This is a genomic window from Nocardioides mangrovicus, assembly GCF_003674065.1.
GTDB classification, from domain to species: domain Bacteria; phylum Actinomycetota; class Actinomycetes; order Propionibacteriales; family Nocardioidaceae; genus Marmoricola; species Marmoricola mangrovicus.
In genome coordinates, this window is the sequence record NZ_RDBE01000006.1 from 476360 (window position 1) to 490860 (window position 14501).

17 protein-coding genes are annotated in these 14501 nt (G+C 73.5%); 8 read left to right on the forward strand and 9 right to left on the reverse strand.

Annotated elements, in window-relative coordinates; all coding sequences use genetic code 11:
- Window positions 1–121 precede the first annotated feature (121 nt).
- Window positions 122–958, reverse strand: a complete 837-nt coding sequence (locus D9V37_RS08275; protein ID WP_232524814.1) for a tryptophan 2,3-dioxygenase family protein — start codon at window positions 956–958, stop codon at window positions 122–124.
- An 18-nt stretch (window positions 959–976) separates the two neighbouring features.
- Here D9V37_RS08275 and D9V37_RS08280 point away from each other — a divergent pair, with 18 nt between their 5' ends.
- Window positions 977–1459, forward strand: a complete 483-nt coding sequence (locus D9V37_RS08280) for a DUF2505 domain-containing protein (RefSeq protein WP_121805638.1) — start codon at window positions 977–979, stop codon at window positions 1457–1459.
- On the opposite strand, the gene D9V37_RS08285 is transcribed toward D9V37_RS08280, so the two are convergent.
- From D9V37_RS08285 to D9V37_RS08300, 4 genes are all read right to left on the reverse strand, one after another.
- Window positions 1447–1836 (reverse strand): hypothetical protein, encoded by a 390-nt coding sequence (locus D9V37_RS08285; protein WP_121805639.1) that lies wholly within the window; start codon window positions 1834–1836, stop codon window positions 1447–1449. The genes D9V37_RS08280 and D9V37_RS08285 overlap by 13 nt on opposite strands.
- A 102-nt stretch (window positions 1837–1938) precedes the next feature.
- Window positions 1939–3567 carry an L-glutamate gamma-semialdehyde dehydrogenase gene (pruA, locus tag D9V37_RS08290; protein ID WP_121805640.1) on the reverse strand — a complete coding sequence of 543 codons (1629 nt, stop codon included), beginning with the start codon at window positions 3565–3567 and terminating at the stop codon, window positions 1939–1941.
- A gap of 5 nt (window positions 3568–3572) precedes the next feature.
- The gene (locus D9V37_RS08295) at window positions 3573–3953 is read right to left on the reverse strand and encodes a DUF6912 family protein (protein ID WP_121805641.1); all 381 of its coding nucleotides are present in this window, start codon (window positions 3951–3953) and stop codon (window positions 3573–3575) included.
- Window positions 3950–5404, reverse strand: a complete 1455-nt coding sequence (locus tag D9V37_RS08300; RefSeq protein ID WP_121805642.1) for a wax ester/triacylglycerol synthase family O-acyltransferase — start codon at window positions 5402–5404, stop codon at window positions 3950–3952. The genes D9V37_RS08295 and D9V37_RS08300 overlap by 4 nt, the downstream gene beginning before the upstream one ends.
- Window positions 5405–5433: 29 nt before the next feature.
- Between D9V37_RS08300 and D9V37_RS20035 the strand changes: the two genes are divergently transcribed.
- The 3 genes from D9V37_RS20035 to D9V37_RS08320 all read left to right on the forward strand — a co-directional run bounded on the left by D9V37_RS20035 (window position 5434) and on the right by D9V37_RS08320 (window position 7868).
- Window positions 5434–6096, forward strand: a complete 663-nt coding sequence (locus D9V37_RS20035; RefSeq protein WP_147455898.1) for a hypothetical protein — start codon at window positions 5434–5436, stop codon at window positions 6094–6096.
- A gap of 72 nt (window positions 6097–6168) precedes the next feature.
- Entirely contained in the window at window positions 6169–6516 is a 348-nt protein-coding gene (locus D9V37_RS08315; RefSeq protein WP_121805645.1) for a hypothetical protein, read from the forward strand.
- Entirely contained in the window at window positions 6516–7868 is a 1353-nt protein-coding gene (locus D9V37_RS08320) for a hypothetical protein (protein ID WP_232524815.1), read from the forward strand. The genes D9V37_RS08315 and D9V37_RS08320 overlap by 1 nt, the downstream gene beginning before the upstream one ends.
- Here the strand turns inward: D9V37_RS08320 and D9V37_RS08325 are convergent.
- Both D9V37_RS08325 and D9V37_RS08330 read right to left on the reverse strand, forming a co-directional pair.
- Window positions 7835–9106 carry an AAA family ATPase gene (locus D9V37_RS08325; RefSeq protein WP_158604416.1) on the reverse strand — a complete coding sequence of 424 codons (1272 nt, stop codon included), beginning with the start codon at window positions 9104–9106 and terminating at the stop codon, window positions 7835–7837. The genes D9V37_RS08320 and D9V37_RS08325 overlap by 34 nt on opposite strands.
- A 4-nt stretch (window positions 9107–9110) precedes the next feature.
- Window positions 9111–9806, reverse strand: a complete 696-nt coding sequence (locus D9V37_RS08330) for a hypothetical protein (RefSeq protein WP_121805647.1) — start codon at window positions 9804–9806, stop codon at window positions 9111–9113.
- A gap of 116 nt (window positions 9807–9922) precedes the next feature.
- On the opposite strand from D9V37_RS08330, the gene D9V37_RS08335 reads away from it, so the two are divergent.
- Window positions 9923–10183 (forward strand): helix-turn-helix domain-containing protein, encoded by a 261-nt coding sequence (locus tag D9V37_RS08335; protein ID WP_121805901.1) that lies wholly within the window; start codon window positions 9923–9925, stop codon window positions 10181–10183.
- A gap of 10 nt (window positions 10184–10193) precedes the next feature.
- On the opposite strand, the gene D9V37_RS08340 is transcribed toward D9V37_RS08335, so the two are convergent.
- Window positions 10194–10970 (reverse strand): glycerophosphodiester phosphodiesterase, encoded by a 777-nt coding sequence (locus D9V37_RS08340; RefSeq protein ID WP_121805648.1) that lies wholly within the window; start codon window positions 10968–10970, stop codon window positions 10194–10196.
- A 94-nt stretch (window positions 10971–11064) separates the two neighbouring features.
- Here D9V37_RS08340 and D9V37_RS08345 point away from each other — a divergent pair, with 94 nt between their 5' ends.
- The gene (locus D9V37_RS08345; RefSeq protein WP_121805902.1) at window positions 11065–12513 is read left to right on the forward strand and encodes an MFS transporter; all 1449 of its coding nucleotides are present in this window, start codon (window positions 11065–11067) and stop codon (window positions 12511–12513) included.
- Window positions 12514–12533: 20 nt separating this feature from the next.
- Here D9V37_RS08345 and D9V37_RS08350 read toward each other — a convergent pair whose 3' ends face one another.
- Complete coding sequence (locus D9V37_RS08350) at window positions 12534–13082, reverse strand: hypothetical protein (RefSeq protein WP_121805649.1); 549 nt, start codon at window positions 13080–13082, stop codon at window positions 12534–12536.
- An 88-nt stretch (window positions 13083–13170) separates the two neighbouring features.
- Between D9V37_RS08350 and D9V37_RS08355 the strand changes: the two genes are divergently transcribed.
- Together D9V37_RS08355 and D9V37_RS08360 are read left to right on the forward strand one after the other, a co-directional pair.
- On the forward strand, window positions 13171–13827 hold the full coding sequence (locus D9V37_RS08355; RefSeq protein ID WP_121805650.1) for a LysM peptidoglycan-binding domain-containing protein: 657 nt from the start codon (window positions 13171–13173) through the stop codon (window positions 13825–13827).
- Entirely contained in the window at window positions 13824–14378 is a 555-nt protein-coding gene (locus D9V37_RS08360) for an Rv3235 family protein (RefSeq protein ID WP_121805651.1), read from the forward strand. The genes D9V37_RS08355 and D9V37_RS08360 overlap by 4 nt, the downstream gene beginning before the upstream one ends.
- Window positions 14379–14501 lie beyond the last annotated feature (123 nt).

The window sequence follows — 14501 nt, forward strand, 5'->3', positions numbered from 1 at the left end:
CTGGCAGCCCGGCGCGTCGCGCGGAGCGCGCTTCCCGGGGTGCTGGGTTGCGACGTCTCAGCGACCAGGACACGCGGGGACGCGACGCCTCGGCGCGCAGGACGGCCGGGAACGCGACGCCTCAGAGGACCGACCGCAGGTCCCACAGCAGGGGGTAGAACTTCAGGTCCAGCCGCGAGCGCAGGTAGGTGGCCCCCGTGGAGCCGCCGGTGCCGGTCTTGGCGCCGATCATCCGCTCCACCATGACCACGTGGCGGGCCCGCCAGGCCGCGGCCAGCTCGTCGTGCTGGAGCAGCGCCTCGGCCAAGCCCCACACGTCGGCGTAGGAGGAGCGGTCATGGGCCACGCGGCGCAGCGAGGCGGTGATCGCGTCGGTCGAGGAGACGTCGAGGCCGGCCTCCCCCAGCACGTGGACGAAGCCGTCCCACAGGCTCGGCTCGGCGAGCCGGCGCTCCAGGCCGCGCTCCTCGGCGTCGGTCAGGCCGCGGAAGCGCTGCAGGTACCCGGCGTCCTTGGCCCCGGAGAGGAACTCCAGCTCGCGGAACTGCACCGACTGGAAGCCGCTGGCCGGCGCGAGACGCTGGCGGAACTGCAAGAAGTCCTGCGGCGTCATCGTCTCCAGCACGTCCACCTGCTGCACCAGCAGCCGCTCGATGACGTGCATCCGGGTGAGCAGGTGACGGCAGAACCACAGGTCGCGGCCGCCGCTGGCCGCCTCGGTGGAGATCAGCCGGTCGCGCACCGTCTCGGCCTCGTGGAGCAGCTGCTTGAACCACAGCTCGTAGGCCTGGTGGATGACGATGAAGAGCAGCTCGTCGTGCGCGGGCGGCCGAGCGTCGTCACCGCTCTCGAGGTGCTGGCTGTCCAGCAGCTGCGGGAGCCGCAGGTAGCTGCCGTAGGTGAGCTGCTCGCCCTCCTCGCCGAACGCGACGAACCGCTCCCGCTCCACCTCGTCCACGTGGGACATGATGCCGCCATGACGAAGACGATCGACCATGCCCTGACCTACGAGGGCGCGAGCGCCGAGCAGGTCTACGCGATGCTGGGCGACGAGAAGTTCCGCAACCTGGTGTGCGACGCCCAGCGGGTGATCCGCAAGGACGTCTCGATCACGCCGGCCGGCGAGGGCATGACCGTGCGCATCGAGCAGGTGCAGACCGCCCAGGGCATCCCCTCCTTCGCCACCAAGTTCGTCGGCGAGGAGATCACGATCCTGCAGGAGGAGCAGTGGGCCTCCCCCACGCAGGGCACCGTCCACGTCTCCATCCCCGGCAAGCCCGGTGAGATGAACGGGACGATCACCATCTCCGAGTCCGGCGGCACCACCACCGAGACCGTGCACATGGACTGCAAGGTCTCCATCCCGCTGGTCGGCGGCAAGATCGAGGGGCTGCTGGTCGACCTGCTCACCAAGGCCCTGAAGGCCGAGAACCGCGTGGGACGCGACTACTTGGCCTGACGCACCTGGTCGTGCGGCACGCCGAGGTGCGGCACGCCGATCAGCCGCTTGCCGTGCCGCACCCGGTCGGCGTGCTCGGCCAGCACCTGCCACAGCGCGACGTGCGCGGCCCACGGCAGCGGCTCCTCGCCGTCGTACCAGCTGGCGCCGAAGGCGACGAAGACCGGCGTCCATGCCGCCGCGCAGTCCCACTCCCCCCGTTTGGCCTCGACCATGCGGTGGCGCACCTGGAAGGCGTGGCGCTCACCGTCGACGCTGACCGCCGAGGTGGCCACCGGCCACACCCACAGGTCGCTGCTCATCAGCTCCAGCTCGAGGTCGCGCAGCGCTGCGGGCTCGACCAGGACGGTCGCCACGAGCTGGTGGGGGCGCCTCATGCCCGTCAACGCTACGACGAGCCGCCGACAATCGGAACGACACGACACCGACGCAGGTGTCGAGACGGTTGCCAGCGCAACCCCTCGACCAGCGCCCTGCTGTCAGCCCATGTGCGGGTAGCGGTAGTCCGTCGGCGGGACGAACGTCTCCTTGATCGAGCGCGGCGACGTCCAGCGCAGCAGGTTGGCGGCCGAGCCGGCCTTGTCGTTGGTGCCCGAGGCGCGGGCGCCGCCGAAGGGCTGCTGGCCGACGACGGCACCGGTCGGCTTGTCGTTGACGTAGAAGTTGCCGGCGGCGAAGCGCAGCCGGTCGGTGGTCCAGTCGACGGCGTGACGGTCCTGGGCGATGACCGCGCCGGTGAGTGCGTAAGGGGCGATCGACTCCATCTGGTCCACCACCGACTCGTAGTCGCCGTCGTCGTAGACGTGGACGGCGAGGATGGGGCCGAAGTACTCCTCGCTGAACATCGCGTCGGTCGGGTCGGTGGACTCCACGACCGTCGGCCGGACGAAGTAGCCCACCGAGTCGTCGGTCCGGCCGCCGGCGAGGATCTCCAGCTTCGAGGACCGCTTGGCCCGGGCGATGGCCTTCTTGTGCTTGGCGAAGGCGCGGTCGTCGATCACGGCGCCCATGAAGTTGGACAGGTCGGTGACGTCGCCCATCGCGATGGACTCGGTCTCGGCCACCAGGTCGGCCTCGAGCCGGCGCCACACCGAGCGCGCGACGTACGCGCGCGAGGCGGCCGAGCACTTCTGGCCCTGGTACTCGAAGGCGCCGCGGATCAGCGCGGTGCGGGTGACCTCGACGTCGGCGGAGGGGTGGACGACGACGAAGTCCTTGCCTCCGGTCTCGCCGACGATGCGCGGGTAGGACCGGTAGGACCTCAGGTTCGCCCCGACCGTGCCCCACAGGTGCTGGAAGGTGGGGGTGGAGCCGGTGAAGTGGATGCCGGCCAGGTCGCGGTGACCCAGCACGACGTCGGAGACCTCCAGGCCGTCGCCGGGCAGCATGTTGATGACGCCGGGCGGCATCCCGGCCGCCTCGAGCAGCGCCATCGTGTGGTGGGCGGCGAGCTGCTGGGTGGGCGAGGGCTTCCAGATCACCGTGTTGCCCATCAGCGCCGGCGCCGTGGGCAGGTTGCCGGCGATGGCGGTGAAGTTGAACGGCGTGATGGCGTAGACGAAGCCCTCGAGCGGGCGGTGGTCGGTGCGGTTCCACACGCCGGCAGCGTTGGCGATGGGCTGCTCGGCCAGGATCTGGCGGGCGAAGTGGACGTTGAAGCGCCAGAAGTCGGCCAGCTCGCAGGCGGCGTCGATCTCGGCTTGCCAGACCGTCTTGGACTGTCCGAGCATGGTGGCGGCGTTGAGCCGCGCGCGCCACGGACCGGCGAGCAGGTCCGCGGCCTTGAGGATGATCGCGGCCCGCTCGTCGAAGGGCAGCGCCCGCCACGACGGCGCCGCCTCGGTGGCCGCTCGCACCGCCGCGCGGGCGTCGGCCTTGGTGCTGTTCTTCAGCACGCCCAGCACCGAGGCGTGCGCGTGCGGCTGGACGACCTCGAGCTCGGCGCCGCCGCCCATCTTCTGCTCGCCGCCGATGGTGGCGGTGAGGTCCTCGGCCTTGGCCTGCAGCCGGATCAGCTCGGTCTCCACGGCGGCCCGCTCGGCGCTGCCGGGGGCGTAGGACAGGTTGGGCTCGTTGGTCGGGGCGGGCGGGGTGGTGACGGCGTCCATGGACGTCACAGTAGGTCGGGGATCTCCTGGGTGGCGAACCAGCGCAGGTCCTCCTCCTGGGTGGCGTCGACCTCGGTGAGGTCGGCGTGGACGGCGGCGACGCGGCGCAGCGGCACCTCGTGCTCGACCACGACCAGGGTGGGGTCCTCGGGATCGTCGGGGCGCACCACGGAGACGTCGGCCGCCACCACCACGCGTCGGCCCGGCGGGCAGTCGTCGGCGGCCAGGTTGAGCGCCTCGTACTCCCACTCCTCCTCGCTCGCCCCGGCCCACTCCTCGCGCACCGCGTCGGTGACGGCGTGCGCCCGCAGCGGCGGCGCCAGCGTGCCGGACGCCTGCAGGTCGGCCAGGCCGGCGAGGGTGAGCGGGATGTAGACCCGGGTCATGCGTCGCTCTCCTTCTCGGTTTTCCTCACGCGCCCGCGCGGAGCACGGCGCTTGGAGTCGGTGGCGGAGTCGACCAGCTCGTCGAGCGCGTCGCGCACGCACTGGCCCAGCACGTCGGCGTCGGCCAGCGCGTCGCGGTCGGCGGTGATCCCGTAGTAGACCGAGCCGTCGTAGGAGGTGACGCCGATGGAGAGCGCGAACCCGGGCAGCAGCGGCGGCAGCGGGTAGGTCTCGAGCATCTCCGCGCCCGCGGCGAACATCGGGAACTGCGGGCCCGGCACGTTGGTGACGACCAGGTTGACGTGGTGCTGGTCGGCCAGCGCCACCCGCGTGCCGAGCGCGTGGAAGGTGGTCGGCGCGAAGCCGGCGACGCCGGCGATGCGGTCGGCGGCCACCGCCCTGCCCGCCTCGCTGTGGGCCTTGAGCGCGTAGGAGACCTGGTGCAGCCGCACCACCGGCGAGCTCTCGCCGATGGGCAGGTTGATGAGGTGGCCGATGACGCTGCTGCCCAGGCTGGTGGGCTCCTGCTCGTCGTCGATGACGCTCATCGGCACCAACGCGCGCAGCCGGCGGTGGCTGGAGACCGTCTCGGCCCGCGTCATCAGCCAGACCCGGATGCCACCGGCGATGGTCGCCAGGACGACGTCGTTCACGGTGCCGCCGTGCACCCGGCGCACCTTGCGGTACTCGCTCAGCGCGGTGCGCACCAGCACGACCCGACGCTGCTCGGAGGGGTCGACGTCGAAGACGAACTCCGGCGCCTGCCGGCGTCGTCCCACCGCCAGCGCCCCGGCCACCGACCGAGCCCCGGAGGTCACCGCGCCCGCCGTGCGCCAGGCCGCCTGGCCGGTGCTGCGCAGCGCGTCGAGGGCGACGTCTCGGTCGCCGAGCGCGTCCTGTACGGCGCCGGCGACCAGGGCCGCGGCGCCGGGCTGGCGGGCCGGGCGCCAGTCCTCGGCGACCAGCCGCCGCGGGCCGGGGTCGACGTCGAGCAGCACCTGGCCCAGGTCGACGGTGCGGACGCCGTCGACGAGCACCTGGTGGGACTTCGAGAGCACGGCCACCCGGCCCCCCTCGAGCCCCTCGACCACGTACACCTCCCACAGCGGGCGGGCGCGGTCCAGGCGCCGCGACATGATGCGGGCGACGAGCTCGCGCAGCTGGTCGGTGCTACCCGGACGCGGCAGCGCCGAGCGGCGCACGTGATAGTGCAGGTCGAAGTCGGGGTCGTCGACCCAGACCGGGTTGCCGACGCCACCCGGGACGCGCCGCAGCAGCTGGCGGTAGCGCGGCACGAACGCGATCCGGTCGTCGATGTGGGCCACCAGCCGGTCGTGGTCGAACCCGGACGTGCCGGGGTCGAAGATCTCCAGCGTCGAGTTGTGCATCGGGGTGCGGGCCGACTCCCGCGCCAGGACCGACAGGTCCCCCGCGCGCAGCCGCTCGCTCATGGCACCCAAGCATGGACCATGATGAGCCGGTGGCACGTCCTGCCCTGCGTTGGCTCCGTGCCGCCCTGCTGACCGGGGTGGCGCTGGGTTCGGGCGTGGCCGCACACGTCTCCGCGCAGGGCCTGATGCCGCGCTGGCCGGCGCTGGCCGTGATGGCCGGGCTCGGGCTGCTGATGTCCTACGCCTTCTTGGCCCGGCCGGCCTCGCGGCTGCGGGTGGTGCTGCTGTGCGTCGGCGGCCAGCTCCTCACCCACGGCACGCTGACGGCGATGTCGGGCCATCGCGGCGACCCGCCGATCCGGCGCACGAGCGCTCCGCGCTTCGTGCCGGCACCGCCGACGACCAGCCGCCACGGCACGTACTACGAGCTCACCTACGGGCGCTCCCACACCGCCCCGACGCAGGCCTCGGTCCCCGCACCGGTGCAGCACCTCGTGGCCGACATGACCGGTCCCCACGCCGCCATGGCGCTGGCCCACGTCGCGGCCGCCGTCGTGGTCGGCCTGTGGCTGGCCGGCGGTGAGCGCGCGCTGTGGACGATCGTCGCGCTCCTGGTCGAGGGCATCCGTCAGCTGGCGGCACCCCTCGTGCCGACGGTTCCGGCGAGGCGGCCGGCGCCGTTCGTCGTCCGGCTACGTCGACCGCACGCGTGGCCGCTGCTGCGCGGCGTCGTCCTGGTCAGAGGGCCCTGACGCGGGCAACGAGTCGGTGCCAGCGCACCTCCTCGCCCAGCGTCATGTCCCGTCACCAGAAAGCGATCACCCATGTCCAGATGCATCCGCCTGCTCGCGCTCGCCTGCGCGGCGGTCCTCCTCACCGGCTGCGGCAGCAGCGGTGGCTCCAGCAGCACCACCCAGCACATCCACATCACCGTCAAGGGCGACACCGTCACGCCGACGAACAAGAAGATCAGCGTCCCGCTGAAGAAGCCGATCACCCTCACCATCGACGCCGACGCCCCCGGTGAGCTGCACCTGCACTCCTCACCGGAGCAGCACATCGAGTTCGCCAAGGGCACCACCACCAAGAAGATCACCTTGAAGGTCCCCGGCGTCGTGGAGCTGGAGGACCACGCCACCGACACCCTCATCGCGCAGCTCGAGGTGAAGTAGTGGCGGTGCCCGTGGCGGTGCCGGTCCCGCTCCACGGGGTCGGCGGCGCCAAGGACCTGCCGATCCCGGCCGCCCTCGCCATCACGGCGGGGGCGGCCGCCCTGGCGGTCTCGTTCCTGGTGCTCGCCCTGGCCTGGCGGGTGTCCCGCTTCGACGGATCGGCGCGAGGCCGGCCCGTCGCCGCTCCCCTCGCCCGGTTCGTCGACAGCCTCGGCCTGCGCTGGACGCTGCGCGGCCTCGGCCTGGCGTTCGCCGCCTACCTGGCCTGGCCGACGGCCGTGGGTCCCGACGTCGTCACCAACCCGATCTTCGGCACCTTCTACGTGCTGCTGTGGGTGGGCATCGTGCCGGCCTCCCTGCTGCTCGGCCCGGCGTTCCGGCTGGTCAGCCCGGTGCGGACGCTGCACGCACTGGTCTCCCGCGCCCGCGGCGTCCGTCCCGACCAGGGGCTGGCGCGCTACCCCGCATGGCTGGGCTACTGGCCGGCGGCGCTGGGGCTGCTGGCCTTCGTGTGGCAGGAGCTCGCCAACGAGGACGGCACGCTGCTGGTCAGCGTGCAGGTGTGGCTGATCCTCTACGTCGTCATCACCTTCGTCGGCGCCGTGGTGTTCGGCGACGTGTGGCTGGCCCGGGCCGATCCCTTCGAGGTGTACTCCACCCTGGTCGGCCGGCTCGCCGTCATCGGGCGACGAGCCGACGGCGTCCTGGTGTGGCGCAGCCCGCTGGCCGGCCTGGCCGCGACGCCGCGCGGACCCGGGCTGGTGGCGGTGCTGGCCGTCCTGTTCGGCAGCACCGCCTTCGACAGCTACAAGGACAACCTGCACTGGGCCGGCTTCGTCGACTCGCTCTCGGTGTCGCCGGAGCTGACCAACTCGGTGGCGCTGGTGGTGTTCTGCGGCGTCATCGCGGCGACGTTCTCGCTCGCGGCGATGGCCACCGGCCGAGGCACCACGGTGTCGACCGAGCGAGGGCCGCGCCGTGCGCTGCCGGGTCTGCTGGTGCACTCGCTGGTGCCGATCGTCGTGGGCTACATGACCGCGCACTACCTGTCCTACTTCGTGGAGCAGGGCCAGGTGACGCTGATCCAGCTCTCGGACCCGATGGTCGACGGCTCGAACCTGCTCGGCACCGGTGGCCTCACGGTCGACTACTGGCTCTCCCAGCACCCCTCGTTCCTGGCGGACGTGAAGGTCCTGGCGATCGTCGTCGGGCACATCACCGGCGCGGTGGCCGCCCATGACCGGGTGCTGCGCCTGCTGCCGCCTCGCTCGCGGATCGTGGGGCAGCTGCCGATGCTGGTGCTGATGGTGGCCTACACCTACGCCGGCCTCTGGCTCCTCTTCAGCAGCTGACGGCGCCCACCGGCGCGGCGCCCGGCGAGGGGCCGCGCCGGTGCGGGCACCACCCGCTCCGCCAGGGCGCACATCGCCTGCCCCAGCGCCGATTCGCCGACCTCGACCAGCGTCTTCCCGCCGACGGCCGCGCGGTCGCAGGCGGCCTGGTCGTCGGGGAGGAAGGCCACGCCCAGGGGCCGGGTGAAGCCCTCGACCATGCCGGTGATGTCGTGCTCGCTCCAGCCCAGCCGGTCGCGCATCCGGTTGACCACCACCCACGGCGCGACGCCCGGCACGACGTCGCCCAGCTCGACCAGCGCCCGCGCGAGCCGCGAGAGCCCCACCGGGTCGGCGCTGCCCACGACCACCACGTCGTCGGCGGCCTGCAGCGCCTCCAGCGTCATCCGGTTCCGCCCGGCTCCGCGCCCCCACCCGTCGTCGTCCTCCAGGCAGAAGCCGGTGTCGACGACCACGTCGCCGCGGGCGGCGGCCAGCCCGAGCAGGTCGGTGGTGATGGCCTCGCGCACCTCGACCCACCGGTCGGCCCGCGGCAGCCCGGTGAGCACCTCCATCCCGGCGACGACGCGGCGGCACGCGGCGAAGCGACGGGCGTCGAGCTCGCCGGCGTTGCCCAGCCGGGCCGCGGCCAGCAGCCCGGAGACCTCGTCGAGCACCCCCAGCGTCTGCGCCACCGCGCCGCCGTAGGGGTCGAGGTCGGCCAGCACCACCCGCGCCCCGCCGGCGGTGCCGTGGCGCCGGGCGAGCTCGGCGGCCAGGCCGATGGCGACCGTGGTGCGGCCCGGGGCGCCGGTCGGTCCCCACACGACGACGGTGCGGCCCGGCTCGTCGTCGGCGGCGTCGTAGGTCACCGCGTCGGGTCCGGCGACCGGATCCTCGACAAGCTCGCGCGACGCGGCCCGGCGCACCACCTCAACCAGGTCGTCGACGGCCTCGGCGCCGACCACCTCGGTGATCCCGATCCGGCCCAGGCTGGTCATGCCCTCGTCGCCGACCGCGACCGTGCGGACGTCGCCGCGCAGCAGCCGGGTGATCGAGGATGCGTCGAGCCCGGGCAGGTCGGCGGCGACGACCGCCACCTCGGCCTGGCCGGTGGCGGCGGTGGCGAGCAGGTCGGCCAGGTCGACGCAGCGCTTGACCACGACCACTCCGGCCGCGGCCAGCCCGCGCAGCGCCGCGGACTCCCAGGCCGCGCCCGCGGCGGCGAGCAGCACGGTGGTGCGGGTCTCCGGCAGCACCGGCTCAGCCCCGCCGGGTGATCACGACGCGTCCCGCGGCGATGCTGCCCAGCGCCTGGCCGAGGTCGTCGGCCTGCGCGCGGGTGACGCCGACGATGACCTGACGGGTGCCGGTGGGGGTCAGCGAGTCGACGGCCTTGGGGACCTCGACCACCACGACGTCGTCCAGCACCCGCGTGGCGTCGGCCAGCTGGTCGGCCGTGGTCGCCGTCTGCGGGCTCACCCAGACGTCGACCCGCGACCCCTGCCTCACTGTGGCCGGCAACCCGTCGACGTCGACCGACAGTGGCACCTCGACCACCGCGCCACGGGACTGGTCGAGCGCCGCGCGCGGCAGCAGCTCGCCGTCGGAGACCGCGCGCGTCAGCACCACCCCGCGGGGCAGCGACCGGTCGGCGGCGAGGTAGCGGTCGGCCTGGTCGTCGCCGGTGAAGCGGATCCGCACCCGTTCGACGTCGTCGCTGCCCACGGTGGTGCCCGCCGCCAGGTCGTGGCGCGCGGCCCACACCCCGACCGTGTCGTCGGCGGCGCCGACCACCTTGGCCCCCAGCACCACCGAGGCGGCGATGATGATTAGCCCGACGAGCACCCGCGGGTCGCGCCACCCCGGCCTCCGGTGCCGTCGGGCCGTGGGCACGGCGTCGCCACCGGCGCCCACTTCGGTGTCGACCGCTCGCGGTCGTCCCAGCATGCTCGTCATCGCACCCGCCTCCTGTGCCGACCAGCCTTCCCCTTCCTGAGGGTCCAAACGCGGTCGTCCACAGGTCTTTGCGTCCACGTGGGCACGGTTGCGTCCCAGGTGGCACAGTGATGCACATGCCCCCCAGCCCGCGGTTCCTGCTGCTCGCCGACGTGGCCGAGATCCTCAACACCTCCAGCGCGCAGGTGTACGCCCTGGTGCGTCGCGGCGACCTCAAGGCGGCCAAGATCGGCGGCCGCGGTCAGTGGCGCGTGCAGGCCGACGATCTGGAGACCTACATCCAGCGCGCCTTCCGCGACGCGGAGCAGTTCATCGCCGAGCACCCGTTCAGCGACGAGGGCAGCGACGAGGGCAGCGAGGCGACCGAGGAGGTCTGAGGCCCGCCTCTCACCCCACCGACCGGCACCACCGCTGGCTGCGGGAGACCTGGTCGGTGATGACACCGTCGACCCCGTTGCGCACCACGCGGCGCCAGGTGGGGTGGGAGTCGACGGTCCAGGTCTGCACCGTGACGCCGGCCCGGTGCAGCGCCCGCACCGCGCGCCAGGTGACGGCGTGTGCCGCGAGGTCGACCGAGCCGCCGTAGCGGCGCATCGACGCCGCATGCCGCGGCGCGTGGGTGAGGATCGGCGCGGTCTGCCAGCCGGGGTCGAGACGGCGCAGCCGGGCCAGGACGGCGGGATGGAAGGAGGTGATGGTGGCCCGCGCGCGCAGGCCGTGGGCGTCGAGCACGGCCATGAACCGCTGCAGCGCGCCGCGACCCGGCGAGGCGGGCTTGATCTCGATCTGCAGCTGCGCGGGCGCCGCGTCGAGCGGTGTCAGGGACGCGTCCAGGGTCGAGACGCCCACGCGGCCGTCGGTGTAGCGCAGCCGGGCCAGCGTGGCGTCGTGGAGGCGGCTGACGCGGCCGCGGCCGTTCGTCGTGCGGTTGACGGTGGGGTCGTGCATGAGCACCCAGGTGCCGTCGGCGGAGAGCCGGGCGTCGCCCTCCACGACGTCGGCCCCCTTCTGCACCGCACGCAAGAAGGAGGCGGCGGAGTCCTCGGTGGTGTGGACGCTGTGGACGCCGCGATGGGCGACGACCGGCACGCCGCCGCAGCCCGCCAACGAGCGGTCGGGTCCGGCGGCCGCGGCAGCGGCCAGAGCGATGGCGGCGACGAGCACGAACGACCTCCCGAGATCGGCCCTCCCACCGGCGACGGTTCCACCCGGAGGGAGCCTCCGGCTGCCGCCGTGGCGTCGTTACGGTGAACAGGTGATGGCCGAGGAGCAGGACCGGTGGCGAGCGCTGGCCCTGTGCCTGGTGGCCGGCGCGATGACGCTGCTCGACGTCAGCATCGTCAACGTGGCGCTGCCAACCATCCGCAGCGGGTTGCATGCCGGTGACGCCACGATCCAGTGGGTCGTGGCCGGCTACTCGCTGGCCTTCGGCGTCGCGCTGGTGCCCGCAGGACGGTTGGGCGACGCCCGCAGTCGCCGTCAGGTCTTCATCGTCGGCGTCGCGGTGTTCACGCTGGCCAGCGCGGCCTGCGGAGCCGCGCAGAGCCCGCTGTGGATCGCCCTGGCCCGGGTGGTGCAGGGCGCGGGCGGCGGGCTGATCACGCCGCAGGTCTCCGGCTTCATCCAGAACCTGTTCAAGGGTCCCGAGCGCGGTCGGGCCTTCGGGCTGTTCGGCACCACGATCGGCGTCTCCACCGCGCTGGGCCCGCTGCTGGGCGGGCTGCTGGTGCAGCTGGGCGGCTCGGACTTCGGGTGGCGGCTGGTCTTCTACGTCAACGCCCCCATCGGGCTGGCGCTGGTGGTGCTGGCGCTGCGCTGGCTGCCGCGCACCGAGCGCGGCCCCCGGCAGTCGCTGGACCCGGTGGGCGTCCTGCTCTTCGCCGCCTCGGTGGTGCTGGTGCTGCTGCCGGTCGTCGAGGGCAAGCAGGGCGAGCGCCTCTCGCAGCGGCCGTGGTGGCTGCTGGCGGTAGCGGCGGCCCTGCTGGTCGGGTTCTGGCGCTGGGAGCGGCACTGGGACCGGCGCGGCCGGGCCACCCTGGTCGACCTGGCCCTCCCCCGGATCCGCTCCTACGTCTTCGGGCTGGGCCTGGGCACCTTCTACTTCGCCGGGTTCACCTCGATCTTCATCATCCTCACCCTCTACCTGCAGACCGGCCTGCACTACTCGGCCCTGCAGGCCGGCGCGACCCAGGTCGCCTTCGCGGTCGGCTCGGCCACCTCGGCCTACGTCGCAGGTGGCCTGGTGGGCCGCTTCGGGCGCTGGCTGGCCGTGACCGGTCTGGTGATGGTTGCGGTCGCGCTGGTCGGGCTCGACGTCGTGGTGCCGCGCGTCGAGGGCGACGTCGGACTCAAGCTCGCCCCGCTGCTGCTCCTGGCCGGGCTGGGCGGCGGGATGGTGATCTCGCCCAACATCACGCTCTCGCTCGACGAGGTCGACCCCGCCAAGGCCGGTGCCGGCGGCGGGCTGCTGCAGACCGCGCAGCGCACCGGGTCCGCGATCGGCGTCGCGGTCGTGCTCGCGCAGTTCTTCGACCAGGTCGGCGCCACCCGCGGCGACTTCGGCGAGGCCTTCTCCGTGGCGCTGCGCACCACGCTGGGGCTGGTCCTGGTGGCGCTGCTCATCGCCCTGGTCGACCTGGGCCGGCGCGCGGTGCGCCGCGACGACCAGGAGCCACCGCGCCACCTGGCCGGCGCCCACCTCACCTGATCCGGCTCACCTGACCCGGCTCACCTGAAGCGCGCGGCGGCCACCACCACCAGCGGCACCACGTCGTAGCCCTCCGGGCCGACGTCGCCGGCCAGCCGCAGCTCGGCGAAGTCCTCGCCCAGCCGCAGCAGCCGGCCCTCCAGCGTGGCGCCGTCGACCAGGTGGAGCACGCACACCGCGCTCTGGTCGGCGAGTCGGCGCAGCACCGCGCGCAGCGAGAGCCGTCGCAGGACGCCGACGGCGCTGGCCGGCACCGCCCGGGCCGGCGCACCGCGCAGCACCGCCACGGCCGGCACCGGCACCACCCATTCCTGCCCGGCCGGGTCGGCGAGCAGCAGCCAGTCCGCCCCGGTGCGGGTCACCGTGCCCTCCAGACGCAGGCCGCCGAGCAGCGTGAGCCGCACCGGCCGGTCCACGACCGCGTGCACCCGTGCCAGCAGCGGCACCTCGGCGTACTCCGCACGCGCCCGGTCGGCCACCTCCAGGTCGCGCTCGACCAGCGCGAGCCCCTCCGCCTGCTGCTCGAGGTCGTCGAGCACCCCCAGCAGCCAGCCCGACCCGGACGTCATGGCCTCACTCAACCCTGTGGACAACCCTTTGACAACTGCTCTGATCAGACGTTGTATGAGGCAAACGTAGGCAAACAAAGGTATCGAGATGGGTCGACGCTGGTGGGGGCCGTGGCTGGCCGCCTCCCTGACCGCCCTGGGCGGCGTCGGCTGCTGGCGCGTCCTTCCCGCCGAGCGCGCCGCCCTGCTGCGGCACGACGCCGACCTGGCCACGCTGCTGGTGGCGCTGTGCGCGTGGCTGCTGCTGGCCGCCTCGGCCTGGCTGACGGTCCTGCTGGTGCTGGTGGCCCTCGAGCCCTGGGCCGGTCGCGAGCTGACCGGCTGGGCCGGCTGCCCGGGCATGCTGCGACCGGTGCTGCTGGGCGTGTGCGGCATCGCCGTCGCCGGCGTCGTCGCGGCCCCGGCCACCGCGGCCGACCACCCCCACCCGACCGGGACGTCGACGCGAGTCACCGGGCTGGTCACCGGGCTGGCCACCGGGCTGGCCACCGGGTTGGCCGACGGCCTGCCCGTCCCCGACCGCCCCGAGACGCCGGTCGCTCACCCCGCCTCGATCGTGGTGCGCCCGGGCGACTCGCTGTGGCGCATCACCGCCGAGGAACTGCCGCGCACGGCCACACCGGCCGACATCGACCGCGGCTGGCGACGCCTCTACGACCGCAACCGGGCCCGCATCGGCGCCGACCCGGACCTCATCGAGCCGGGCGTCCGGCTGGAGACGACCACCACGCAGGAGAACCGATGAACCGCACCCTTCCCCCCACCAGCTTGCCCCCGACCAGCCTGCCCCGGAGCGGGGTCGCCGGCGTCACGCGGCTGGCCGACCACGCCACCTTGTTCGGCGTCTCCCTCGAACCCGACCAGCACCCGACCCAGGGCGCCCTCGCGCTGAGCCCGCCCTGGGCCGGCGGCGTCGAGGACCTGCCGGCGGCTCCCGGGCTGCGGCTGGTCGCCGGCAGCGCGTCGCCGGTCAAGGCCTGGGCGGTGCGCTTCGCCCAGGCGCTGGTCGAGGTGGTCTCGGGCGACCGCACCCCCCATCAGCTGCTGCGCTGCACCAGCGCCGACGTGCACGCGCGGATCGTGGACCGCTGCTCGGTGCTCAACGGCGTCAGCCGGCCCGACCAGCGCCGTCGACGCGTGCGCTCGCACGTGCGCAGCGTCCACTGCTTCCAGCCCGACCCCGCCACCGCCGAGGTCAGCGTCCACGTGCGCCAGGGCGAGCGCTCCCGCGCCCTCGCACTGCGAGTGGAGCACCTGGAGGGCAGGTGGGTGTGCACGGCGGTCGAGTTCGGCTGAGCGGGTCACGTGGCGTCATCAGTGAGGCATGCTTGCCAGCGCCCCACCCGGTGGTTGAGCAGCGACGCGAGGAACGAGCGAGCGCGTCGAAACCACCCCACCACCAGCGCCGACCACAGACGT

Coding starts and splice junctions, on each gene's coding strand:
- D9V37_RS08280 (WP_121805638.1), top strand. CDS start 977: ATGACGAAGACGATCGACCATGCCCTGACCTACGAGGGCGCGAGCGCC.
- D9V37_RS08285 (WP_121805639.1), bottom strand. CDS start 1,836: ATGAGGCGCCCCCACCAGCTCGTGGCGACCGTCCTGGTCGAGCCCGCA.
- pruA (WP_121805640.1), bottom strand. CDS start 3,567: ATGGACGCCGTCACCACCCCGCCCGCCCCGACCAACGAGCCCAACCTG.
- D9V37_RS08295 (WP_121805641.1), bottom strand. CDS start 3,953: ATGACCCGGGTCTACATCCCGCTCACCCTCGCCGGCCTGGCCGACCTG.
- D9V37_RS08300 (WP_121805642.1), bottom strand. CDS start 5,404: ATGAGCGAGCGGCTGCGCGCGGGGGACCTGTCGGTCCTGGCGCGGGAG.
- D9V37_RS08315 (WP_121805645.1), top strand. CDS start 6,169: ATGTCCAGATGCATCCGCCTGCTCGCGCTCGCCTGCGCGGCGGTCCTC.
- D9V37_RS08330 (WP_121805647.1), bottom strand. CDS start 9,806: ATGACGAGCATGCTGGGACGACCGCGAGCGGTCGACACCGAAGTGGGC.
- D9V37_RS08335 (WP_121805901.1), top strand. CDS start 9,923: ATGCCCCCCAGCCCGCGGTTCCTGCTGCTCGCCGACGTGGCCGAGATC.
- D9V37_RS08345 (WP_121805902.1), top strand. CDS start 11,065: ATGGCCGAGGAGCAGGACCGGTGGCGAGCGCTGGCCCTGTGCCTGGTG.
- D9V37_RS08350 (WP_121805649.1), bottom strand. CDS start 13,082: ATGACGTCCGGGTCGGGCTGGCTGCTGGGGGTGCTCGACGACCTCGAG.
- D9V37_RS08355 (WP_121805650.1), top strand. CDS start 13,171: ATGGGTCGACGCTGGTGGGGGCCGTGGCTGGCCGCCTCCCTGACCGCC.
- D9V37_RS08360 (WP_121805651.1), top strand. CDS start 13,824: ATGAACCGCACCCTTCCCCCCACCAGCTTGCCCCCGACCAGCCTGCCC.